The organism is Candidatus Binataceae bacterium (genome assembly GCA_035308025.1).
Taxonomy (GTDB): Bacteria; Desulfobacterota; Binatia; order Binatales; family Binataceae; genus JAJPHI01.
Map to the genome: position 1 here is coordinate 1 of DATGHL010000048.1, position 21,291 is coordinate 21,291.

Consider the following 21,291-nt stretch of genomic DNA (forward strand, 5'->3'; position numbering starts at 1 on the left):
ACTGCCACGCCATGAACTGAATCATGTCGTAGAGATTCCAGAATCGAGGCCAATCCGCAAAAGGACGCGCGGCGGCCCCTCGTTCGTAAGCATGGGCGAAAGCTTGACAGTCTAAGTCTGATGAGTCAAGTATGTTCTTCCAAACTAAGGCAATGATTAACTTGACGCACAAAAACTGTTAAGATTTGCTCTATGAAAACAGGGGTTCCAAAGACTTTACTTGATGCAGTTCGCTACTTTGCCGATCCGATTATATGTCGCGATTTTCTGGCCGCTGCGCGCTGGCCGGACGGCGTCACGTGCCCGCGTAAAGGATGCGCCAGTAAGGACCATTGGTTCATCAAGACGCGTAGCCTGTGGCGCTGCAAATCTTGCAAGAAGCAATTCTCAGTCAAGGTTGGTAGCATTTTTGAGGATTCGCCGCTCGGTTTAGATAAGTGGCTTCCGGCGGTCTGGATACTCACCGCGTCAAAGAAAGGATATAGCTCGCACGGCCTCGCGGCTGCGATCGGCGTCTGCCAGAAAACCGCGTGGTTTATGCTGCATCGCATCCGCGCCGCGCTGAAAAATGGGAGTTTCGAGACCCCACTGTCCGGCGAGGTAGAGGCCGATACCACCGGCGTCGGCGGAAAAGAGAAGAACAAACACGCCAGCAAACGGCTGCATCGTGGTACGGGCTTCGCCGGGAAGGCGATTGTATTCGGGCTGCTTTCCCGTCATGGCGAGGTACGCGCGGCGACCGTAAGCGACGAGAGCGGCCAAACCCTCCATCCGTTGATCCGCAAGAACGTAGAGAGCGGTTCGGACCTTTTTACCGATGCCGCAGGCGCGTTTCGTTTCGGACTCGAAGATGAATACGCGCACGAAGTAATCAATCATGCCGAAGAGTTCGTGCGCGGCCGGGTGCATACCAACGGCATTGAGAACTTCTGGAGCCTATTCAAGCGGACGGTTTATGGTACGCATCACTTTGTGATGCCGTGGCAAGTTGACCGCTATTTGGACGACGCGACTTTCCGCTACAACAATCGAAAACTGAGCGATGGTGCGCGCTTCGCGTTGGCCTGTGCGCAGGCTGATGGTCGGCGGCTGACTTGGAAGGAATTAACCGGAACCAGTAAGAGCCCAGTGAATTAGCAACCGGAGTTTTATCAAATGACTGCGTTTATTGTGCAACAGAAGGACCTTTCCAGTGAAGAGGTAAAAGAGCTTGTTTATTCATACGAAGGAAGTGAGGTAACTAATGAACTGGCATCCTTCGGCCAAATTGTTAATGGCGGAAGTACAGCAGCGCAGCAGCCAAATTGACTCCAAAGCTGCAATGATCCTCGGCTGGTCCACTGCGGTCCTGGCCTTTCTTCTCAATCCCCTTCGTGGGGGTGGTGTATCCGCCACGTTGAGTCTAGGGCTTAGCGTGGCGGGCGGCCTTTGCGCTTTATTCGCGGCGCTTCAAGGATACCGGGCCTTGCGTGCGCGCCAAGATTGGGAGTGTCCAAGTGATGCCGATTGGTTCGAGAAAAGCGCGCTAATCAATGGAGACGAATTGAAGCGCTTTCATATCCGCTGTTGGCACGGAGTGCGCAAATCCCAAAATTCTTTAGCTGAGCAAAAGGGAACGCTCCTGTTGTCCGGTCAACGTTTGTTACTCTCCGCAGCAGCATTTTTGGCAGCAGGATTGGTTGCGCGGGTTCTATCTCAGTTTTTTCAGGTTTCCAGCTTGGTTGCTCTTGATGGCGATGTTTGGTCGTGGGTTGACATCGCGAGAAGGATGTTGTGAAGGCTGGCTCGGTTCACTGCTACCGCCTCGCTGTTGCAGGATCTGTGGAGGAGCGGGAGCAACGGGCACCACAACTACCACCGGCTTGGCCGCTTGCGCGTCTTGCTGTTGAGTTCCCTGCCCCGTACCAGCACTCGGATTCCCCGCATTTTGATCATCGTTAGCCATACAGGCGGATTCTCCTATGAAAAAACCCTACGGTCTCAACAAGATGAAAGTCGCGCTTCGCAAAATCGTCAGCGTTCCGAAGACCGAAGTTGACCGTCGGATCGCGGAACAGAAACGGGCCAAGAAGCGCTAACCGTCATGGTTGAGCCGAGCCTATGCGAAACTGAATTGTGCGTCAAGTCAATCATTGCCTAAACTGACAGCACCCGCCGATGCGAGGTATTTGCCCCTCACCGCAGGAAGGCGCTATATGAAAGGATCGGTTTCGCGATAAACCGGGTTGCCACGACGGCTAAACGCAAAACCGGTGAAAAAGTAAAAAAGTCGAAAAAGCCCAAGGAGACGCGTCATGAGAGCAGCAGTAATGGAGGCGGTGCGCAAACCGCTGGTCGTCAAGGAAGTCCCCGATCCTAAGTGCCCTCCCGATGGGGTTATCCTGCGGGCCGAGGCTGAGGGCGTCTGCCGATCGGATTGGCACGCCTGGTCGGGTGACTGGACCTGGGTGGGGCTCGCGCCGGCGCTGCCGCTGGTGATGGGCCATGAATTCTGCGGCGTCGTCGAGGAAGTCAGCAAGAGCATCAAGAATTTCAAAAAGGGTGACCGCGTGCTGGTGCCCTTCAGCCAGGGCGACGGCATCTGCGAGTATTGCCGCAACGGTCAGTCGCACGTCTGCGCGAATCCGCAGCTCCCGGGCTTCTCCTATTGGGGCGGCTATGGCCGTTACGTCGGCGTACCCAACGCCGATCTCAACCTCGTGCCGATGCCGGACGATGTCGGCTTCCTCGAAGGCGCGTCGATGGGCTGCCGCTTCATGACCTCCTACCACGGGATCGTTGATCGCGCGCAGGTCCGCCCCGGCGAATGGGTTGCGGTTCACGGCTGTGGCGGTATCGGCCTCTCGGCGATCCACATCGCCGCCGCGATCGGCGCCAATGTCATCGCAGTCGATCTTGATGACCGCAAGCTCGAGCTGGCCAAAAAGGTCGGCGCGCAACATATCGTCAACGCGAAGCGCAATGAAGACCCGGCCGCCGCGATCTTCGACATCACCAAGGGCGGCGCGCACGTCTCGGTGGACGCGCTGGGCATCGCCACCACCTGCCGCAACTCAATCATGAGTCTGCGCAAACAGGGCCGCGCGCTCCAGATCGGACTCACGACGCAAGCCGAAAAGGGCGAGGTTTCGTTGCCGATCGACCGCATGGTCGTGATGGAGTTGCAGCTCATCGCGTCGCTCGGGATGCCGGCGTCGCACTATCCGGGCATGCTCCAGATGGTCAACGCAAAGAAGCTCGATCCCAAATCCATGATTACCGAGACCGTCAGCCTGGACGGCGCCAACCGGGTCCTCGAAGAGATGACCACGTTCCAGAACGTCGGCGTCTCGATCATCGACAAGTACTGACCGCGCAACTCTTGCGATTCGCAAAGAAGGCTCGCCCGCGCGGGCCTTCCTTTTTGGCTCTCTGCCTCTCAATGACTCGGGCTCGTGCCTTTCCGATCAAGAATCCTCGGCTCAATCAGCGGCGGCTTTTTGCTATCATCCGCCGATGCCGCTTTCCTGGAATGAAATCCGTGATCGCGCGATTCGCTTTTCAAAGGAATGGACCGGAGCGAAGCGTGAACAGGCTGAAAAGCAGACCTTCTGGAACGAATTCTTCAATGTTTTCGGCATCCGCCGCCGCACAGTCGCCAGCTTTGAGGAGCCGGTCAGGAAAATCTCCGGCGACTTCGGCTTCATCGATCTGTTCTGGCCCGCGGTCGTGCTGGTCGAGCACAAGAGCTTCGGCAAAGACCTCGGTCGGGCGGAGTCGCAGGCGTTCCGTTATATCCAAGACCTTGCGCGCGAGGGGCGCGCCGATGAAAGTCCGCGCTACGTAATCGTTTCGGATTTCGCGCGCCTCACGCTGCACGATCTCGAGCCTGGCGAGCAAAGCGCCGCGCGGCTCGAATTTCCGCTGGCCGACTTTCACCAGCACATTCGTTCCTTCGCGTTCCTCGCAGGTTACCAGCAGCACAAGTTCGCGGATCAAGACCCGATCAACCTGCGCGCGGTCGAGATCCTGGGCAATCTGCACGACACGCTCGAAGCCGGCGGCTACTCCGGCCATCGCCTCGAACGCTTCCTCGTACGCATCCTCTTTTGCCTCTTCGGCCAGGACACGGGGATTTTTGAGCGCGAATCGTTCACGCTTTATCTAAAGAACCGCGCTGCCGAGGATGGCTCGGACCTCGGTCCGCACCTTGCGCGCCTTTTCGACGTCTTGAATACGCCGCCGGAACAGCGGCAGAAAAACCTCGACGAAGACCTCGCTTCCTTCCGATGGGTTAACGGGGAGCTCTTTGCTGAAAATCTGGGTTTTGCTGATTTCAATAGCGACACGCGGAAAGCCCTGATTGCTTGCACACATTTCGACTGGTCGCGCATCTCGCCGGCGATTTTCGGTTCGCTGTTTCAGGCGGTGATGGAGCCGAAGAAGCGGCGGCAAATTGGCGGACACTACACCAGCGAGCGCGACATACTCAAGGTCATCCGCTCGCTGTTCCTCGACGATCTGCACGCTGAATTCGAACGCGTCAAGAACAGCAAGGCGGAACTGAAACGTTTCCACCAGAAGATCGCGCGGCTGCGCTTTCTCGACCCAGCGTGCGGCTGCGGCAATTTCCTGGTAATCACTTACCGCGAATTGCGTTTGCTGGAAATCGAAATCTTGAAGCTGCTCTACGGCACGCAGCGGGAACTAGATGGAATCCAGCATCCCTCCCGCATCGATGTAGACGCCTTTTACGGCATCGAGATCAGCGAGTGGCCCGCGCGCATCGCGGAAGTCGCGATGTGGCTGATGGACCATCAAATGAATATCTGGCTGTCGGAAGCTTTCGGCAGTACTTCGTGCGGCTGCCGCTCAGGAAATCGCCGACGATCGTCTGCGACAATGCGCTCCGCCGCGATTGGAAGAAAATCCTCCCGCCCGAACGATGCAGTTATGTGCTCGGCAACCCGCCGTTTGTGGGAAAAAAGGAGCAGACGGACGGACAAAAGAGCGACATGAAGCTGATTTTTAGTAACGTAAGTGGAGCGGGCGTTCTAGACTATGTATGCGCCTGGTACGTAAAGGCTGGCGATTACGTCAAGGGAACGCGAATCAAAGTGGCGTTCGTCTCCACGAACTCAATAACGCAGGGCGAACAGGTCGGTATCCTCTGGGACGAGCTTTTCAAGCGATTTCACCTGGAAATACATTTTGCTCATCGCACTTTTGCATGGCAGAGCGAAGCCCGCGGCAATGCTCATGTGCACGTCGTGATTATCGGCTTTTCGTCTTTTGCAGCAGCGTCGCGAACTCTCTTCGACTACCACGACCTGAAAGGCGAGCCAGTCGCTTTTCCTGCGAAGAACATCAATCCCTATCTCGCGGACGCGCCCGACACTCTAATCCTGAAGCGTGGAAGCCAGGTAAGTAGCGGTCCCGCAATTAGTTACGGGAGCATGGCGAACGACCGGCGAAAGACGGACAAAGGGCTGGGCAACCTTATCCTCGATGCGGAATCTCGCGCGAGACTTTTGACGGAGAGTCTCGCTATTGCTCCTTGCATCCGACGTTTTGTTGGCAGCGAGGAGTTTCTCAACGGCACACAACGATGGTGCTTGTGGCTGGTCGACGCTGAGCCTGCGATCCTTCGCGCCAGTCCTAGCGTGCGAAGACGTATAGACGCAGTGCGAGAGGCGCGCCTTGACAGCGGACGCGCGGAAACCCGGCGCCTTGCGGCAACCCCGCAACTGTTTGGCGAGATTCGGCAACCCGACACGCCTTACCTGCTAATTCCCAAGGTGTCTTCGGAGACGCGGCCATACATGCCGGTCGGCTTCATGAGCCCCAGTGTTATCGCCAACGGCAGCGCACTCATCATCCCAGAAGCAACGCTCTACCACTTGGGCGTTTTGGCCTCACGAATGCACATGGCTTGGATGCGCCAGGTCTGCGGTCGAATGAAGAGCGATTATCAGTATTCGAGTCAGATCGTTTACAACAACTATCCGTGGCCCGAAGCTCCGAGCGACGGACTGCGCGCCGCGGTGGAAGCCGCCGCGCAGGCGGTGCTCGATACGCGCAAAGCCTTTCCGGGCGCGACGCTCGCCGACCTTTACGACCCGCTCGCGATGCCGCCGGCGCTCGTCAAAGCCCACGCCGAACTGGATCGCGCGGTCGAACGTTGTTACCGCTCGCAGCCCTTCGACAGCGATCGTCATCGGGTCGAGTACCTTTTCGGACTATACGAAAAGTTGACCGCGCCGCTCATGGCGCCCAACAGGAAAGGCTGCCGAAAAGTCCGGAAGCAAACGCGCGGCAAACCGGAACTCAGGGATGAAAAGCTTCCCTCCGCAAAGTAAATCTGTGCGAAGGTCTGACATGGTACATTCGTCAGGTCTGTTACCCGACCCAAGGTTTCCGCCTATGAAAGCGATTCTTATCGATCAGCCCGGCGACGAAAACGTTCTCAAACTCGGCGACGCTCCCGAGCCCGTCGCTGGTCCCGCTGACCTGCTGATCAAGGTGACTCACGCCGCCCTGAATCGCGCCGACGTGATGCAGCGGCAGGGCTTTTATCCGCCGCCACCCGGGGCCTCGCCGATCCTTGGTCTCGAATGCGCCGGCGAAGTCGTCGGGGTCGGCGCAGAGGTCAGCGGCTGGCGCGTCGGCGATCGCGCTATGGCCTTACTGGCGGGCGGCGGCTACGCCGAGTTGGCGGTCGTCCATCACGGTTCCGCGATGCACGTGCCGGACTCGCTCAGCGATGCCGAGGCGGCCGCGTTACCTGAAGTTTTTCTCACCGCCTTTCTGAATCTTTTCATGCTGGCTGAGGTCCGCCGCGGCGATCACGTGCTGATTCACGGCGGCGGCGGCGGCGTCGGCACGGCCGCGATTCAATTACTGCGCGAAGCGGGAGCGCGCGCGATCGTCACCGCGGGTTCCGACGCCAAATGCGAGCAATGCCTCCGCTTCGGCGCCGATCTCGCAATCAATTATAATTCCGGACCCTTCGCGCCGCAGGTCAAGGCCGCCACCAACGAGCGCGGCGTCGACGTCATCCTCGACAGTATTGGCGCGGCTTATCTGGCGCAAAACCTCGACGCCCTTGCCCACGGCGGGCGGTTGATTCTGATCGGCCTGATGAAAGGGGCAAAGACCGAGATCGAGCTCACTCCAGTCCTGCGCCGCCATCTGCGGATCATCGGCTCGACCCTGCGCACGCGTCCGGTGGCCGAGAAGGCCGCGATCGTTGACGCCTTTCTCGCGCGCTTCGGCGAGGCGTTAATCGCGGGACGGCTCCGCCCGCCCATCCATCAGGTCCTGCCGCTCGCGGCCGCCGCCGAGGGCCATCGCATGATGCAGGCGAGCGAGCACTTCGGCAAAATCGTCCTGCACGTTGCATGAGTGCAAGCGCACAAAAAAAGACGCCCGGGGGCGCGATGCCACCAGGCGTCTCACAGTCAACCGCGTTCACTGCATCCACGATAACCCGCCGCCAGATCGATTTCTTGTGGTTTAGCGACGTATTCGTATCGACGACGAATTTGGATTGCTGCGACTTTGATGGATGAGCGGCCGCGTGGTCGTGCACGTTCGGAAATTCGCTCACTTGCTTCTCGGATGGTCGCGAAGGAACATCTGCGCGACTTCGCTCATCGTCTTGAAGACGACGCCCGCGCGCCCGCTGATGTGATCGAGCAGCCGCTCAAGCATCAGCAGCCGATGGCCCCGGCCGATGGTCTGCGGATGCATCGTCAGGATATAAACTCCCTCGCCCAGGCGCTCGTACAGATAGTCGAAGTCACCCGCCCAGATTTCATAAACGCGTGACGGTGCCGCCAATCCGGGATTCGTGCCGTTGCGGGCCGCCACGTACTCGAAGATGGGAAAGTCGTCGAGGCCCCACGTGAAGGGTAACTCGACGAGCTCGGTCTCGCGGCCCCAGACGTAGGGCCCGTCAACCGGCGCGTGATCCCCAACGCGGCAGTAGTAGGGTAAAAAATCGTTTCCCATCATGCTGCTGTCGTAGAGAAAGCCCTTCTCGAGCAGACGTTCGAGGGTGCTCGGCAACAATCCAGCCGCGGGCGAGCGATAGCCCACGGGCGCGCGCCCGGTGATGCGCCGGAGCGAGGCAATCGCCCGCTCAAAGTCACGGGCTTCGTCCTGCTGGGTTTTTGCGCGATCGTGAAAATATCCGTGATGGCCGACCTCATGGCCGGCCGCCGCGATTGCCGCAGTGGTCTGCGGGAAGGCGTCGGCGGTGTGGCCGGGGATGAACCAGGTCGAAGGCAATCCGCGCTCGCGCAAAAGGCCGAGCAGCCGCTCAGCCCCGATTTTGCCGAACTCGCCGCGCGACAGCGCGCTCGGCGAACGCGCGTGAAACGTCCCGATCCATACCGACATCGCGTCGAAGTCAAACGTCAGGCAGACCGCGATATTCTTCATCATCGACACCGTTTCCGCGTTTTGCTTAGGGCGCGTTTGGCCTTACCGACCATGGAATGAATCTCAATCGTCCGTTCTACCAAATCTCGGCGTAACTTTCTCTTGACAGCCGCGCCGAACGTGATGTAGTCGATGGCTGACTTGGGGCAGGATTCGGGGAGGCTCATTCCGGCCGGGGCCGGACATGAACCTGCGGAAGAGCCGGAACGCCGGTTAAATCGAAGCTGAAACTGGTGCTAGGCATGTCCGATGCGGCCGTTTCATACAAGTTAAAGCGGATGGGGTTCGGTCTTGAATGATCATCGCTGGGTAAGCAAGAAATTCTGGACGCTGGCGCTCGCCTGCGCGCTGACGATGGTCGTCGGCGTGCTGTGCGCGCACGCCGCGCTCGAGGGGCAGAAGCTCACAGGTGCGCCGCGTTGGATGCATCTGTATGGGACGGCCATCCGGCCGGACGGCGCGATCTTTGTGGTCGGCGCCAAAGCCGGGTTGCTGGTCTCCACCGACAAGGGTCAAACCTGGACTCACCAAACCCTGCACGAGCGCGATGGCAACGAACTCTTTCAAGACCGCGACCTCTATTCGATCCGTTTCGCGCCGGATGGCAAGACCGCCCTTATTGTAGGCGAGCTCGGTACTGTCCTGCGCTCGACCGACGGCGGCGAAACCTGGAAAGCCCTCGACAGCGGCACCACCAAAAATCTGATGAAGGTGTACCTGATCGATGCGCAGAACGCCGTCGCGGTGGGTGCCGACGGCATCATCGTCCGCACCACCGATGGCGGCGACCATTGGCAGACTGAAAAGTCTCCCAAGTTGATGACCCTCTTTGACGTCACTTTCACCGATAAAAACACTGGCTGGATTGCGGGTGAATTCTCAACCGTCCTAAATTCCACCGATGGCGGCCAGACCTGGAAGATCGTAACCGGCGGTAATATCGAGGACTTTACTATCGGGCCGTTCTTTTCGATCACTTTTATTGATCCGCAGCACGCCCTCGCCGCCGGACTCTCCGGAGAATTGTCCACCAGCGACGACGGCGGCAAAACCTGGAAGAAAGGGGCGCTGCCCGCTGACATCGGCATCTACGCCCTTGCCACCACCGCGGACGGCAAGAAAATCTGGGCGCTGGGCACGGGTGGACGGGTTTTCACCGAGTCGCCGAGCGGGCAGTGGCAGGAAGATCAACGCAATACGTTCAACGATCTCACCGACATCGCGCTAGCGGGCAATGAAGGTGTGATGGTCGGTTCGAACGGCACAATTCTCATCACGGATGATGCGGGCGAAAAATGGCAAGCAGCTCAGTAAATCTGGGGTCCTTCAAGATCGGAGATTTCGTTCTCCGCTTCCGGGCAATCATCGGCGGCCTACTGCTCTTGATCAGTGCGGTCGCCCTTTATTACTGCACCCAGGTCAACATTCAGACCAGATTCGATGACTTTTTCCCGAGTTATCATCCGAACGTCCAGCTCTACAACGAGTGGCACAAATATGGCGGCGCGCAGACCTTGTCGGTGATGATCCAGGTTCAGCACGGCGACATTTTCAACAAGGACACGCTGCAGAAAATCAACGACATCCAGGCCGCTGTCGATAAGCTCCCGGGCGTTGATCACAACCAGGTCCTTTCGCTGGCCTCGTACCGCGTGAGCTACGCCGAGGCCTCGCCGGGCTCGATGCTGATCAAGCCCTTCATGTTTCCCAAGATTCCGCCCAATGAAGCGGGAATCCAGGACCTCAAGCGCAAGGTTCAGGCGAATCAATCAACGATCTCGCAACTGGTCAATCCGGACCTCAAGAGCGCGCTGGTCGCGGCGTCCTTTAATGAACGCGGACTCGACTATCGCCAGTTGTTTTACCAGGTCCAGGACATCGTCAAGAAGTATCAGGATGCGAACAACAAGATTTACGTAGCCGGCGAACCGATCATCCGCGGTTACGGCTATTACTACGAGCCGGTGGTCAACGTCCTTTTCCTGATCGCGGTCGGCATCATGATCCTGATCTTGTACCTCACCGGCGGTCAGCGCAGCCGCTGGTGGGCGCCGATCGTGACCGGTACGCTCTCGGCGATTTGGGGCCTCGGCTTCGTCGGTCTGATGGGCTACGACTTCGACCCGGTGATGCTGGTCATTCCGTTCATCCTGACTGCCCGCGACATGAGCCACGGCATCCAGTGGCAGGGTCGTTATCACGACGAACTTGATCGGCTCGGCGACAAGTTTGCTGCCTGCTCGGCAACAACCGACTACATGCTGCCGCCGGGCTTCCTTTCGATCATGGCCGACATCAGCGGCATCGTCTTTATTTCCTTCGGCGGCATCCCGGTGCTCCAGCACATTGCTCTGGCCGGCACGGTATGGCTCGCCGGCAGCTTGACGATGGTCTTCATCTTCCAGCCGATCCTGATGAGCTATTTGGCCATTCCTGAAATCAAGCACAGGCGCAAGAGAGCCGCGGGCGAGCACAGTGTCGGTGCGACCATGAGCGGCGCGCTCGACTGGCTGGTGCATGTGCCCACCCGTCCCGGCGCGCTGCGGGTCGTTCTGCTCGGCGGCTCCGCCCTGTTTCTGGTTTATGGCGTGGTGGCAGGCGCCAAAAGTAAGATCGGCTATTCAACCGCCGGAACGCCGCTGTATAAGCCTTACTCGAAAGTCAATCAGGATATTGCCGCGGTTGGCGATAAATTCCCGCTCGAGGAAGGCTGGGTCATTCTGCAAACGCCCGCTTATCCGGATAACGTCTCGGTGTTGAGCCCGCCAGTTCTCAGGATCGTGGACGACCTGCGGACGTTTCTTTTTGTCAAGGATCCGAAAGTCGCCCAGGTCGTGTCTTTCACCTCGGCCATCTCGAAGCCCTTCAACGAGCGGTTCCATTACGCCTACCCGAAATATCTCCAGATTCCCGATTCGATGGAGATGTCGGGCAATCTCTGGTTTCTCTATCTGAACGGCTCGGCGCCGGGCGAGCTCGAGCGCTTTATCTCGAATCGTCTGAGCGACGATACCTGTATCCGCGTTCTGCTCAGGGACCACACCTACGACACGTTGAACAATGTCCGCGACGAGATTACGCAATTCGTCAACGAACGGGTGAAGACGGACCCGGTTCTCAATCCCGCCGATCCCAAAAAACCACGCGTTCAGGTCAAGTACCTCGCTGGTATCGCCGGGCTTTATCTCGCGGCCAACGATGTCCTCAAAACTCTGGACTTTCTTAACATCACCTTCGTGCTTGGCGTCGTCTGGCTCTTCTGCGTCGGTGCCTTCCGTTCGTTCGTAGCTGGAATCATGTTCCTGCTCGCCTGCGTGCTCGCCAATTTCGGCGCGTTTATCTACATGGATTTGCGCGGGATCGGCCTGACGATCGATACGATTCCCGTCATTTCGCTCGGTATCGGTCTCGGCGTCGATTACGGCATTTACACGGTCTCGCGCATCCGTGACGAAGTGATGAGCGGCATGGAGGTCGACGACGCGATCGTCCTGGCGCTCAGCACCACCGGCGTCGCGGTCTTTAATACCTTCCTGGTCATGATTGGCGGCATCTTCCCTTGGATCTTCTCGCCACTGCTCTTCCACAGCCAGATGAGCACACTGCTGATCTTCCTGATGGGCACCAATATGATTGCCGGCTGTATTGTGCTGCCCTGCTACCTGTCATGGGCGCGACCGAAGTTCGTCTTTGGCGGCAAGGCGATGATCCGTGAAAGAGAGTTAAGGGCGGCGGTGTCCTGAAAAAGTCCTCGGCTTCGATGAGTTGACGGCGGACGTGGCCCTTCGCGTCCGCCGTTGTGCTTTCGTTTACGCACAAGAGCTTCGTGGTCGGGAACCACAATCTTGCGATAGCGGTTGGGTTTAATAATGACTAGCTTTAATGGATGAGCTTGGGGATGAGCCGGAAAATGCCAAAACCGAACCGATTAGAGATGAAGCCGGCGGTGGGTCGCACGGCAATGTTCGCGATTACTTGCGGGCTCTGGCTGGGGCTACTCAGCGGATGCCAACACAGTACCGCGCAGTACAATCCAGCCCTCGCTGGCGCCTTCTTCCCGCTGACGCCGGATGCAACCTGGACTTATCGCATCGAAAGCAAGAGCCAGAAATCAACCTACGTGATCACCGACAAGGTACTCGGCGTCAAATACGTTCCGTCGCTCAACGTTACGGGACAGGTGGTCGAGGAGTTCTACAACCTCGAACGCGGCGGCTCACGCCCGATCGTATATGTGACCAAGGATGGCTATCTCTCGCGGCTTTCGGGCCTCGAAACCGTCAAGGACGATATTCAGACGCCGGCCTGGGGCCGTTCAGAAGAGGGTGAGTTCATGCCCGCGCGGATGGTTCCGGACGTTTCCTGGAACAGTACGATTTTCCCCTTCGGCCACATCGAAGGCGCTTTCATCATCAATCAGGTCCATCACACCGTCTTCGACCCGACCGATGTCACGGTTCCCGCGGGCAAGTTCAGTGGGTGTATGCGGATTGACACGATGGCGATCTACGAGGGCGGTTCATTCGCGAAGAGCAAGAAAGACTCGAAATTGCTTTATCGCGACTGGTATGCGCCCAACGTCGGGTTGGTCAAGACCGAGGTCTTCGAGGGCGGCGCAAGCGGCCCGCGCATGGAACTGGTTGAGTTGCTGCGCTTCGCGAATCCCGCAGCGTCAGCGCCTACGACCAACTAACTGAGTTAGACGCAAAGCACACCGGTGGCGCTTCAACTGTTGGGACGGGAGCCGATCGCCGGATCCGGATCAGCGGACTGCTTGCCGGTCTCGATCGTGTAATTGATCGCGATCCCTTCAAGGTAGTAGCCGTTGTGGCCCGGCTCGCCGATTCGCCGCGTGTGTTCGGCCTCTTTGATGTATTCGCCCTGTCCGGCATAGACGTTCTGCTGCGTGGTCTCGGTCAAGGTTTCATTCGGACTCGCCTGGTAGAGGAAGTGCTTGATGTCCTGATGCTGGCTGGTGATCACCACCAGGGCGTCGGCGCCGGTCTCGCACGCCTTGCGCCGCAAAGCCGGCAGCACGTCGGCTTGATCGTCCTGAAGATCGGACCAGGCCTCGACGATCGCGACCTCCTTGTACGTGGTTAACGGCATCGTGCTCAGCACCGGCATCGTACAATCGGGCGATCTGGCGGCATTGGCGTACGGACCGAGTTGCGTGATGTCGACCTGCATCGGCACCTTGCCGGGCGTCGAGCATCCCGTGCAAATCGTTGCGATCGCGAGCAGGGCGGTGACCCCTCGCCAGCACTCAGAACGATAATGACGCGCGCCTTCCATAGCGAATCCCCGTTCGCAAAGATCCGGATTGGCCCGCACAATAGCACAAATGAAGCGGCCGGCCCTGCTGAGCGTCAAAAATCATGGAGGTTTCTACCCGCGACTGTAATGGAGTATCATTGTCTCATGCGACGTGCCCGCATCGCGCTGGGAGTTTCGTTGGCGGTTACGATTGCGCTAGGCCAAGCTTGCGCCCAAAGCGCCGCGCCTTATCCCGCGGCGAGTACAACCGCTGCGCCCGTCGCGAATAATCCGTCAGCTTCTTCCGATTATACGGGCAGCGCCCCGGGAGCCAGTGGCGCGAGCGCGTCTATCAACACCAACCGCTATATCAAGGATCAGTCCACCAGCCGGGCCCTGACCGAATATCTCACCCAACACCGGCTTCCGCTAGTCGGGGCGCAGGTCCTAAAGGGTCCCAGCGGGGGCCGTGAAGTGGTGCTCTACGGCTTCACCGGCACGGACTTCGGCAAAAGCGACGCCGTCAGCAAGACGCGCACGTACCTGAAGGATTCGACGGTGATAGTGGATAACCGCATCAGCGTGAATCCGAGCCTGCTTACGGCCAATGACTCTGGCATGGCCGCGAATACGAGCTCCAGCAGCGCTGCAGTCGCCGACAACTCGCCCGATCCGGCTGACAATATGCCGGGCGCGAGCAGCTACCTCCAGCATCAGAACGACTTGCAGCAGTACGCACAATCCCAGGGCAACGGACCCGCCGGAAACGGCGCATCGATGAGCTCGCTGAGCCCGCTGCTAATTATGGGGTTGGGACTGGGACTCGCGATTGCCTCGGGTGGGATGATCTCGCTTGGTTCCGGGTCGTCAGGATCGCCGGGCTTCGGAGGGCCGGGCTTCGGACCGCCGGGCACGTTCGGTGGCGCACCCTATAACCCCTATCCGGGTTATCCGTCAGGGACTCCAAACTCGAGTCCCTACGGCCCGTGATTCATTTCCGTTTGCGCACCTTCCAAACCTCTTCGCTTGGCCACTGACGCGCCCATTCGAGGGTGACGTGAGGATAGCGCGTCGTGGCTTGCGCCGAGGGACGGAGCTCGAGCAGCTCCTCGATTTCGAAGCCCGAACTCCGCAGCAGCCGTATCCAGTCGCCGTGTGAGAGATGAAACTCGACACTTTCATCGCCGCCCCATTCGACCCGCTTCATCCCGAACGCCGGACGTTGCAACCGCTCCGTCGTCGGCAGACTGTCCTCGGCCTCCGCGCACAGGGTCATCAGGAACGAGTTCGTCAGAAAGACCAATCGACCCTCCGCACGCAGCAGGCGCGCGGCCTCCGGAATCCAGCGTTCCGGATCCGCCCACAGGCAGGCCCCATATTCCGAGATGGCGAAATCGAAGCTCGCGGCCGGATAAGGCACCGTCTCGGCGTTGCCATGGAGGAGCGGGAAGTTGAGAGCGTGAATGCGCTGCAGCCGGCGCGCCGTGGCAAGCTGTGACTCCGAGTTGTCGATTCCGACCACGCGCGCGCCGCGGCGATGCATCCAGGCCGAGATATATGCAGTTCCGCAGCCGAGCTCGATCGCATCTTTGCTTGCGAGATCGTCGGGCAGCATGCGAACCTCGGCCTCCGGAATCCCCCATATACCCCAGGTCGGAGCGGCTTGGGCCCAGGATCTCTCGCCGGCCCCAACATAGTCCTGCGCCAGCGCGTCCCAGTACACCCGATTCCTGCGTACGTATTCGGGTAAATCGGTCATCGGGATTGCCTGTTGTTGCGGATTAGTTCGCGAAGCAGGCGGACGCTATAGGCGGTCTTCGTGAGGAGTCAGGCTGCGAGAAGCTCAAGGTTCTGCTCGGCAGCGTCTTCAACCGCTTTGAGCGAGATCGTAGCGTCGAACGTCGCCAGCCGACCCTGATTGGATACTGCCAGGGCGAGAAGATAGACGTCAGTCAGTTGGCGATGGCCCTGCACGCGATTCCAGTGGAAGCGTTCGGGCTCGCGCAAGCTGACGGAATCGGCCCAGAAAACGTGTTCAGGAGCCGAACAAAAAGCATGTAGACGCGCGGCCGCATCAGCGACCGTTGTGCGCCGGCCGGTGTAGGCCGGATTGGACAACACACGAACCAGCCCGTTCTCGGTGAGCGCGCACGTGGCCCAGCGATGGCGTCGACTGCGTCCGAACCAGGCATGCGCAGCATCGTGGTGCAGGTGGGACGGATCAAACAGCGCAACCAGGAGATTCACGTCGAGGAGCGCGATCACGTGCGGGCTAAGACTTCGTCGCGAAGACGGTTGACGATCTCCGGCGAGACCAGCCGCGCCCCGCGCCGCGGCGGCAAAAGCGGGACGCCATTGCGTTTGCGCCCCGCGGGGTCGCGCGGGGCCAGTGCACTGCGCGCCAGTTCGGAAAGCACCCGCCCGGCGGTAGTGCCGCGCATCGCGGCGAGTTCTTTCGCGCTGTCCAGAACGTCGTCATCGATATCCAGAGTGGTACGCATCCACCGATCATCAAGCATCAATCATCAGATGTCAAGTGATCAAAGGCCGCCGATGGTGTGGCGGGTTTTAGCTCCGCCAACTACCAGCGGCAGGCGGGCGCTCGATGCGTTGCGATGGCGGAGCCGTAATCAAGACCCGATTTATCTCCAGAAGAAAGCTCGGATGTCGTCGGCCAGCAGTCGCGGCTCTTCCATCGCCGCGAAATGGCCGCCGCGCGGCATCACCGTCCAGCGCTGGATATTGAAAGCCTCCTCGGCCCATTGGCGCGGCGGCTTGAGGATTTCACCCGGAAAAAGCGCGGCCGCAGTCGGCGTTTCGATCCGTTTGGCTGGGTCGGGCCGCCACGGATGATGCCGCGATTCGTAATACAGGCGGATCGAGGAATTAATCGTCTGTGTGATCCAGTAGATCATCACGTTGGTCAGAAGCTGATCTTTCGTGAAGCGGCGGTTGAGGTCGCCGCCGCAATCGCTCCAGGTGCGGAACTTCTCGACGATCCAGGCGGCCAGCCCGGCGGGTGAATCGTTGAGCCCGTAGGCGAGGGTCTGCGGCTTGGTCCCCTGAATCTGCTGATAGCCGGTCTCCTCGCGGCGGAAGTGATCGAGATCGGCGAGGAAGACCTTCTCCTCGCTGCTGAGCTCGCCCTCACGCTTGGTGCGGCCACCAACAAAGAGCAAATTAACGTGGATGCCGTAGAGCGAGTCGCCGTGGACCTCACCCAGCCGCGAGGTTATCGCCGAACCCCAGTCGCCACCCTGTGCGCAGTAGCGCGAATAGCCGAGGGTCGCGGTCATCAGCCAATGGAACATATCAGCGATCGCCTGGATGTTCGTGGCGCGAACCTGCGGATGGCCGCTGAAGCCATAGCCGGGGAGCGAAGGCGCGACGACGTCGAAAGAGTGCGCTGGATCGGCGCCGTGCGCACCCGGGTTGGTGAGCATCGGGATGATCTCCATAAATTCGTAGATCGTCCCCGGCCAGCCGTGCGAGAGCAGCAGGGGCTTGGGGTTTGGACCGCGCCCCTTGGCGTGGATGAAGTGCAAATCGAGCCCGCCAAGATTCGTCTTGAAATGATCGAAGCGGTTGAGTGCGGCCTCGTGCCGCCGCCAGTCGTATTTGGTGCGCCAGTACTCGACCAGCTCCTCCATGTAAGCAAGGTTGGTTCCATACTCCCATCCGGTGTCGGGCACTTCGTCGGGAAAGCGGGTGCGCTCGAGCCGCTCGCGCAGGTCTTTGAGCACGGCGTCGGAGACTTCGATCTTGAATGGTTGGATGTTGGGCACAAGTCTCTCCATTTATTTGGTGGCGAGCGCCTGCTTGACGAGGTCGCTGGCGATTTTGCCGTCGAGACCGGCGCCGAACTGATCGCGCAGCGCCTTCATCAGCGGGCCAATCTGGGTGACGCCCGCAGCGATATGCGCCGCAATCGCGGCCTGCACTTCGACGGGCGAGAGCGCAGCCGGCAGATAGTCTTCGAGAATCTTCGCTTCAGCCTCGTTCTGCGTGATGAGATCCGCGCGATTCGCCTTGCGCGCGAATTCGAGCGCTTCCTCGCGCCGCGCCCGCTCGCGTTTCACAATTTGCACGATATCGGCGTCGTTCGCCTCGCGGCGCACGTCCTTTTCGAGCCGAGTGATTTCGCTTAGAACGCCGCGAATGGTCATCAGCCGAGGCTTGTCGCCGGACTTCATCGCGGCCTTGAGATCGTTCTGCAATCGAGCCTTCACTTTTTCACTTTTCTCATCGCAGAACTTTTAACGGTGCGTAGGGGTCTGCCCGCGTCGGATACTCTACAACCTTGGTCGAGCGGTCGAAAGCTTTGGCGATCGGCGATTCCGATTTAACCGATGAACTAAGGCCTATTGTATCTCGCATGAACTGCACAGAGTTGATTCGCTACTTATTGCCTTTATAATCATCGATTACAGGTATAAGAATCAGATCATCACCCGTGGGCATAACCTTCAGTTGATTCGTTTCTATCAGTTTGTTACGGATGATAATTGAAGATGATTGATGTTGTGTTATGTCAATTCATGCACATCAAAACGGGGGGATAATGACCAAGGTGCGAATGCCCAAGAAGGAGATCGAGGTTAGGCTGCAGACGGTTGAGGAGAGGCTCGAGGAGATTTTCGGACGGATCGGACTGCTCGACGAGCAGACGCGGCAGGCCGGCTATCACGCTTACCTGGCGATGGTGCAGTTGGGCCAGACTGGCCGGACGCCGCTCACCGCTGAGGAGCGACGCGACGCGACAGAGGAGGGGAGGAACAAACTCGAGGCGCTGACGGCGAACCTGGCGCGGATCCATCAACGTGTCGGCAAGACGGCGAGCAAGCGGGCGGCGCATTCATCGCGTTGAGTAAAACGGTCGTCGCCTTCTCACCAGCCAAACAGGCGGCTGAAGATGAAGGCGGCGACCAACACCGCGCCGAACTCAAACTGCAATTGGCCCGACCGTGCCATCGCGCGATTGTGCGATTCGGCGTCGGCGTCACCCGAGACCAGGCGTACCTGATCGATCGCGCGGGGGAGGGTGATCGCAACTGCGAGGCAGAGCCACGGCAAGCGGTGCGTGCTGATGCCGACGAGCACGATCAGATAGGCCAGTGCGTCGCATATGATCAGCTCGACGATGGCAGCGCGCCGTCCGACGAGCGCCGCGACGGTCCATTTCCCGTGCTCGCGGTCGTTCTCGATGTCGCGGAGATTGTTGGCCTGCAGGAGACTCGAGCAGAGCAAGCCCATCGAGCAGCCGGCCAGAGCGGCGCTCAATGAGAAGGCGCCCATCTGGACGAAGTAGCCGCCGAGCACGTAGCCGGGGCCCATCAGGGCGAAGACCATGAAATCGCCGAGCCCGCGATAGGCGAGGCTGAGCGGTGCGGCGGTGTAGAAATAGGCGCCCAGAACGCCGACCAGGCCGAGTATAAGAATCGGCCATCCGCAGACCCAGGCCAGTCCAAGACCAAGGATCGAGCCGGCGGTGAAGGTCGCAAGTCCTGCGACGCGGATCTGCTCGGCGCTCAACAGACCCTGCTGAATCACGAGGCCGGGCCCGAAGGCGTCAGGTGATTCCCAGTTATCGCCATCGGTGCCCTTGATGAAGTCGTAGTAATCATTAATCAGATTGGCGGCGGCCTGCAGCAGCATCGCGGCGACGGCGGCGACCAGATAGCGCATCAGCGAGAAGGGCGCGCCGGCGTAGAGCGCGAGGAAAGCGCCGACGGTCACGCTCATAAAGGGCATGCCGAGCGTGAAGGCGCGGCTCGCCTGCAGCCAGACCTTGAGCGTTCCCGGATGCGCAATCGGCGCGGGAGAAATCGTTCCCGCCTGATCCATCGCGACTATCTCTCCTCTGAATCGATAGCGAGCGGCGCAATTGTAGCGCGCCGGATTCATTCATATCAACGTTGACGCGGTGGGGTTAGAATGTAACCAAATTGGATTAGGCGACGTACACGTCATATAGGAGGAGTGCTATGAAACGCTCAATCAGGCTTTGTTCGATGTTGATTATGGCTTGCGTACTCGTGGCCGCGGCGGCGCCGCTTGAAGCGCTCACGGTCGATCCATTCAACGCGATCGGATCCGGCACGTCATTCACCACGGACTGCACGCCGGCCAGCGCGTCGTGTTCGGCCACCTTCTCGGGGCGAGTGAGGGCTAGCCAAGCCGGCAACTTTTTAGTCAGCGCGACACTCACGATAAATCACAGTGCCGGGTTCGTCTGTATCGATGCAGCCTGTACAAATCAATGTTTTGGCGCGAGCGGGACCGGCACCCTGAACAATCCCAAGGGCGATTCGATTGCTTTCGGCGAAGCAGGCCTACTCTGTTCGATCGCGCCGACGTTTGTTCCCGAGACCTTCAGCGGAACCTATTTCATCGAGGGTGGCACGGGAACTTTCGCCAACGAGATCGGCTCCGGGGTGGCGACTGCGAGCGTCAACGGCAGTACCATTGCTACGGTGCCGCTGGTACTCTTCAGCCTCAACGGGACGATCGGCACGAACTAAGGCGCGAGCGAGAAGGTTACAGGTCGCGGCGCCCGGAAATCGCGCTCGACAGCGTAGCCGCATCGCTGTATTCGAGGTCGCCACCGGCGGGCAGGCCGCGCGCCAGCCGGGTGGTCCTGACCTCGGAGGATTTCAGCGCGCGCGCGAGATAGAGCGCGGTGGCCTCGCCCTCGACCGTGGCATTAGTCGCGATGATTACCTCGCGAATCGCGCCGGCACTGCGCACTCGCTCGAGCAGCTCGTTAATTTTGATGTCGTCGGGACCGATTCCGTCGAGCGGCGCGATCGCGCCGTGCAGCACGTGATAAACGCCGTTGAAGCTCCGCGCACGCTCGAGCGCCATCAGATCGGCCGGGCCTTCGACCACACAGATCAGATCGTGCTCGCGCGCCGGGTCGCTACAGATCGGGCATCGCGCAGTATCGGACAGCCCGAAGCATCCGCTGCACAGACCGACCCGCTCTTTCATTTCGAGCAAGGCTTCCGCGAGCGCGAGGACTTCGTTGCGCGGCCGGTTGAGCAGATTGAAGGCAAGCCGCGCGGCAGTCTTCTCACCGATTCCGGGCAGCCGCGCCAGCTCCTTGACCAGTCGCGTCATGGCAGGCGGCAGGCCGTCGTTACGCCTAAGATTTTGGCGCTCGAGATTTTCGCGCTTGAGATCTTCCGCCATTGACGAAACTGACTGCGCCGCGGTGGCTCGATTAGCTGCGTCCGCCCAGAATACCCGGCAGGTTCATGCCGCCGAAGGGCGCCAGCTTGCTCATCTCCTGCGTCACCATCTCCTGCGCGCGGCGCAGGGCCTCGTTGACGGCTGCGGCAACGAGGTCTTGAAGCATTTCGCGATCGTTTGCGGCAAGCATCGCGGGATCGATACGGACGCTGCGGACGCGCATCGCGCCGTCGGCGACCACCTGCACCATCCCGCCGCCGGCCGACGCCTCGACGGTCTTGGCCGCCATATCGTCCTGAGTTTGCTTGAACTTCTCTTGCAAAGCTTGCGCTTGCTTCATGAGGGAAGAAAGGTCGAAAGGCGGCGAATCGGACGGGGGCATAAAGATTTTACTCCTCAAAGGCTGGCGGGCGCGCGCTG

Annotated in this window: 22 protein-coding genes; 12 read left to right on the plus strand and 10 right to left on the minus strand. The window is 59.6% G+C overall.

Annotated features, from left to right (window positions below; translation table 11 throughout):
- Window positions 1-192: 192 nt before the first annotated feature.
- The 6 genes from VKS22_14850 to VKS22_14875 all read left to right on the plus strand — a co-directional run bounded on the left by VKS22_14850 (window position 193) and on the right by VKS22_14875 (window position 7,383).
- Complete coding sequence (locus VKS22_14850) at window positions 193-1,137, plus strand: IS1595 family transposase (GenBank protein HLW71891.1); 945 nt, start codon at window positions 193-195, stop codon at window positions 1,135-1,137.
- Window positions 1,138-1,243: 106 nt separating this feature from the next.
- On the plus strand, window positions 1,244-1,777 hold the full coding sequence (locus VKS22_14855; GenBank protein HLW71892.1) for a hypothetical protein: 534 nt from the start codon (window positions 1,244-1,246) through the stop codon (window positions 1,775-1,777).
- Window positions 1,778-2,294: 517 nt separating this feature from the next.
- Window positions 2,295-3,350 carry a zinc-dependent alcohol dehydrogenase family protein gene (locus VKS22_14860; GenBank protein HLW71893.1) on the plus strand — a complete coding sequence of 352 codons (1,056 nt, stop codon included), beginning with the start codon at window positions 2,295-2,297 and terminating at the stop codon, window positions 3,348-3,350.
- A gap of 145 nt (window positions 3,351-3,495) precedes the next feature.
- A complete protein-coding gene (locus tag VKS22_14865; GenBank protein HLW71894.1) occupies window positions 3,496-4,998 on the plus strand; it encodes a type IIL restriction-modification enzyme MmeI in 1,503 nt (500 codons plus the stop codon).
- Window positions 4,995-6,338 (plus strand): type IIL restriction-modification enzyme MmeI, encoded by a 1,344-nt coding sequence (locus VKS22_14870; GenBank protein HLW71895.1) that lies wholly within the window; start codon window positions 4,995-4,997, stop codon window positions 6,336-6,338. The genes VKS22_14865 and VKS22_14870 overlap by 4 nt, the downstream gene beginning before the upstream one ends.
- Window positions 6,339-6,402: 64 nt before the next feature.
- The gene (locus tag VKS22_14875; protein HLW71896.1) at window positions 6,403-7,383 is read left to right on the plus strand and encodes an NAD(P)H-quinone oxidoreductase; all 981 of its coding nucleotides are present in this window, start codon (window positions 6,403-6,405) and stop codon (window positions 7,381-7,383) included.
- A gap of 201 nt (window positions 7,384-7,584) precedes the next feature.
- Here the strand turns inward: VKS22_14875 and VKS22_14880 are convergent, their stop codons facing one another.
- Window positions 7,585-8,427 carry a polysaccharide deacetylase gene (locus tag VKS22_14880; protein HLW71897.1) on the minus strand — a complete coding sequence of 281 codons (843 nt, stop codon included), beginning with the start codon at window positions 8,425-8,427 and terminating at the stop codon, window positions 7,585-7,587.
- Between the two features lie 351 nt (window positions 8,428-8,778).
- On the opposite strand from VKS22_14880, the gene VKS22_14885 reads away from it, so the two are divergent.
- The 3 genes from VKS22_14885 to VKS22_14895 all read left to right on the plus strand — a co-directional run bounded on the left by VKS22_14885 (window position 8,779) and on the right by VKS22_14895 (window position 13,117).
- Entirely contained in the window at window positions 8,779-9,738 is a 960-nt protein-coding gene (locus VKS22_14885) for a YCF48-related protein (GenBank protein ID HLW71898.1), read from the plus strand.
- The gene (locus tag VKS22_14890) at window positions 9,720-12,167 is read left to right on the plus strand and encodes an MMPL family transporter (protein ID HLW71899.1); all 2,448 of its coding nucleotides are present in this window, start codon (window positions 9,720-9,722) and stop codon (window positions 12,165-12,167) included. Before VKS22_14885 ends, VKS22_14890 begins: the two co-directional genes overlap by 19 nt.
- 167 nt (window positions 12,168-12,334) lie before the next feature.
- Window positions 12,335-13,117, plus strand: a complete 783-nt coding sequence (locus tag VKS22_14895) for a hypothetical protein (protein HLW71900.1) — start codon at window positions 12,335-12,337, stop codon at window positions 13,115-13,117.
- A 32-nt stretch (window positions 13,118-13,149) separates the two neighbouring features.
- Here the strand turns inward: VKS22_14895 and VKS22_14900 are convergent, their stop codons facing one another.
- On the minus strand, window positions 13,150-13,719 hold the full coding sequence (locus tag VKS22_14900; GenBank protein HLW71901.1) for a hypothetical protein: 570 nt from the start codon (window positions 13,717-13,719) through the stop codon (window positions 13,150-13,152).
- 126 nt (window positions 13,720-13,845) lie between these two features.
- Here VKS22_14900 and VKS22_14905 point away from each other — a divergent pair, with 126 nt between their 5' ends.
- Complete coding sequence (locus VKS22_14905) at window positions 13,846-14,670, plus strand: hypothetical protein (protein HLW71902.1); 825 nt, start codon at window positions 13,846-13,848, stop codon at window positions 14,668-14,670.
- Window position 14,671: 1 nt separating this feature from the next.
- Here the strand turns inward: VKS22_14905 and VKS22_14910 are convergent, their stop codons facing one another.
- From VKS22_14910 to VKS22_14930, 5 genes are all read right to left on the minus strand, one after another.
- The gene (locus VKS22_14910) at window positions 14,672-15,439 is read right to left on the minus strand and encodes a class I SAM-dependent methyltransferase (protein ID HLW71903.1); all 768 of its coding nucleotides are present in this window, start codon (window positions 15,437-15,439) and stop codon (window positions 14,672-14,674) included.
- Between the two features lie 68 nt (window positions 15,440-15,507).
- On the minus strand, window positions 15,508-15,945 hold the full coding sequence (locus VKS22_14915; GenBank protein HLW71904.1) for a TA system VapC family ribonuclease toxin: 438 nt from the start codon (window positions 15,943-15,945) through the stop codon (window positions 15,508-15,510).
- A complete protein-coding gene (locus VKS22_14920; GenBank protein ID HLW71905.1) occupies window positions 15,942-16,181 on the minus strand; it encodes a hypothetical protein in 240 nt (79 codons plus the stop codon). The genes VKS22_14915 and VKS22_14920 overlap by 4 nt, the downstream gene beginning before the upstream one ends.
- Window positions 16,182-16,322: 141 nt before the next feature.
- Window positions 16,323-17,465: an alpha/beta fold hydrolase gene (locus VKS22_14925; GenBank protein HLW71906.1), complete on the minus strand. Its 1,143-nt coding sequence runs from the start codon at window positions 17,463-17,465 to the stop codon at window positions 16,323-16,325.
- 12 nt (window positions 17,466-17,477) lie between these two features.
- Entirely contained in the window at window positions 17,478-17,909 is a 432-nt protein-coding gene (locus VKS22_14930) for a GatB/YqeY domain-containing protein (protein HLW71907.1), read from the minus strand.
- A 332-nt stretch (window positions 17,910-18,241) separates the two neighbouring features.
- Here VKS22_14930 and VKS22_14935 point away from each other — a divergent pair, with 332 nt between their 5' ends.
- On the plus strand, window positions 18,242-18,547 hold the full coding sequence (locus VKS22_14935) for a hypothetical protein (protein HLW71908.1): 306 nt from the start codon (window positions 18,242-18,244) through the stop codon (window positions 18,545-18,547).
- A gap of 20 nt (window positions 18,548-18,567) precedes the next feature.
- Here the strand turns inward: VKS22_14935 and menA are convergent, their stop codons facing one another.
- Window positions 18,568-19,524 (minus strand): 1,4-dihydroxy-2-naphthoate octaprenyltransferase, encoded by a 957-nt coding sequence (menA, locus tag VKS22_14940; GenBank protein ID HLW71909.1) that lies wholly within the window; start codon window positions 19,522-19,524, stop codon window positions 18,568-18,570.
- Between the two features lie 176 nt (window positions 19,525-19,700).
- Between menA and VKS22_14945 the strand changes: the two genes are divergently transcribed.
- A complete protein-coding gene (locus tag VKS22_14945) occupies window positions 19,701-20,201 on the plus strand; it encodes a hypothetical protein (protein HLW71910.1) in 501 nt (166 codons plus the stop codon).
- A gap of 16 nt (window positions 20,202-20,217) precedes the next feature.
- Here VKS22_14945 and recR read toward each other — a convergent pair whose 3' ends face one another.
- Together recR and VKS22_14955 are read right to left on the minus strand one after the other, a co-directional pair.
- Window positions 20,218-20,871: a recombination mediator RecR gene (recR, locus tag VKS22_14950; protein HLW71911.1), complete on the minus strand. Its 654-nt coding sequence runs from the start codon at window positions 20,869-20,871 to the stop codon at window positions 20,218-20,220.
- Between the two features lie 31 nt (window positions 20,872-20,902).
- Window positions 20,903-21,253 carry a YbaB/EbfC family nucleoid-associated protein gene (locus VKS22_14955; GenBank protein HLW71912.1) on the minus strand — a complete coding sequence of 117 codons (351 nt, stop codon included), beginning with the start codon at window positions 21,251-21,253 and terminating at the stop codon, window positions 20,903-20,905.
- Window positions 21,254-21,291: the final 38 nt, after the last annotated feature.

Excerpts from the sequence above, each read along its gene's own strand:
- VKS22_14885 (HLW71898.1), top strand. The coding sequence starts at position 8,779 with ATGGTCGTCGGCGTGCTGTGCGCGCACGCCGCGCTCGAGGGGCAGAAG.
- VKS22_14855 (HLW71892.1), top strand. The coding sequence starts at position 1,244 with ATGAACTGGCATCCTTCGGCCAAATTGTTAATGGCGGAAGTACAGCAG.
- VKS22_14870 (HLW71895.1), top strand. The coding sequence starts at position 4,995 with ATGAAGCTGATTTTTAGTAACGTAAGTGGAGCGGGCGTTCTAGACTAT.
- VKS22_14955 (HLW71912.1), bottom strand. The coding sequence starts at position 21,253 with ATGCCCCCGTCCGATTCGCCGCCTTTCGACCTTTCTTCCCTCATGAAG.
- VKS22_14865 (HLW71894.1), top strand. The coding sequence starts at position 3,496 with ATGCCGCTTTCCTGGAATGAAATCCGTGATCGCGCGATTCGCTTTTCA.
- VKS22_14910 (HLW71903.1), bottom strand. The coding sequence starts at position 15,439 with ATGACCGATTTACCCGAATACGTACGCAGGAATCGGGTGTACTGGGAC.
- VKS22_14850 (HLW71891.1), top strand. The coding sequence starts at position 193 with ATGAAAACAGGGGTTCCAAAGACTTTACTTGATGCAGTTCGCTACTTT.
- VKS22_14905 (HLW71902.1), top strand. The coding sequence starts at position 13,846 with ATGCGACGTGCCCGCATCGCGCTGGGAGTTTCGTTGGCGGTTACGATT.
- VKS22_14860 (HLW71893.1), top strand. The coding sequence starts at position 2,295 with ATGAGAGCAGCAGTAATGGAGGCGGTGCGCAAACCGCTGGTCGTCAAG.
- VKS22_14890 (HLW71899.1), top strand. The coding sequence starts at position 9,720 with ATGGCAAGCAGCTCAGTAAATCTGGGGTCCTTCAAGATCGGAGATTTC.
- VKS22_14900 (HLW71901.1), bottom strand. The coding sequence starts at position 13,719 with ATGGAAGGCGCGCGTCATTATCGTTCTGAGTGCTGGCGAGGGGTCACC.
- menA (HLW71909.1), bottom strand. The coding sequence starts at position 19,524 with ATGGATCAGGCGGGAACGATTTCTCCCGCGCCGATTGCGCATCCGGGA.
- recR (HLW71911.1), bottom strand. The coding sequence starts at position 20,871 with ATGGCGGAAGATCTCAAGCGCGAAAATCTCGAGCGCCAAAATCTTAGG.
- VKS22_14875 (HLW71896.1), top strand. The coding sequence starts at position 6,403 with ATGAAAGCGATTCTTATCGATCAGCCCGGCGACGAAAACGTTCTCAAA.
- VKS22_14895 (HLW71900.1), top strand. The coding sequence starts at position 12,335 with ATGCCAAAACCGAACCGATTAGAGATGAAGCCGGCGGTGGGTCGCACG.
- VKS22_14945 (HLW71910.1), top strand. The coding sequence starts at position 19,701 with ATGGCTTGCGTACTCGTGGCCGCGGCGGCGCCGCTTGAAGCGCTCACG.
- VKS22_14935 (HLW71908.1), top strand. The coding sequence starts at position 18,242 with ATGACCAAGGTGCGAATGCCCAAGAAGGAGATCGAGGTTAGGCTGCAG.
- VKS22_14920 (HLW71905.1), bottom strand. The coding sequence starts at position 16,181 with ATGCGTACCACTCTGGATATCGATGACGACGTTCTGGACAGCGCGAAA.
- VKS22_14880 (HLW71897.1), bottom strand. The coding sequence starts at position 8,427 with ATGATGAAGAATATCGCGGTCTGCCTGACGTTTGACTTCGACGCGATG.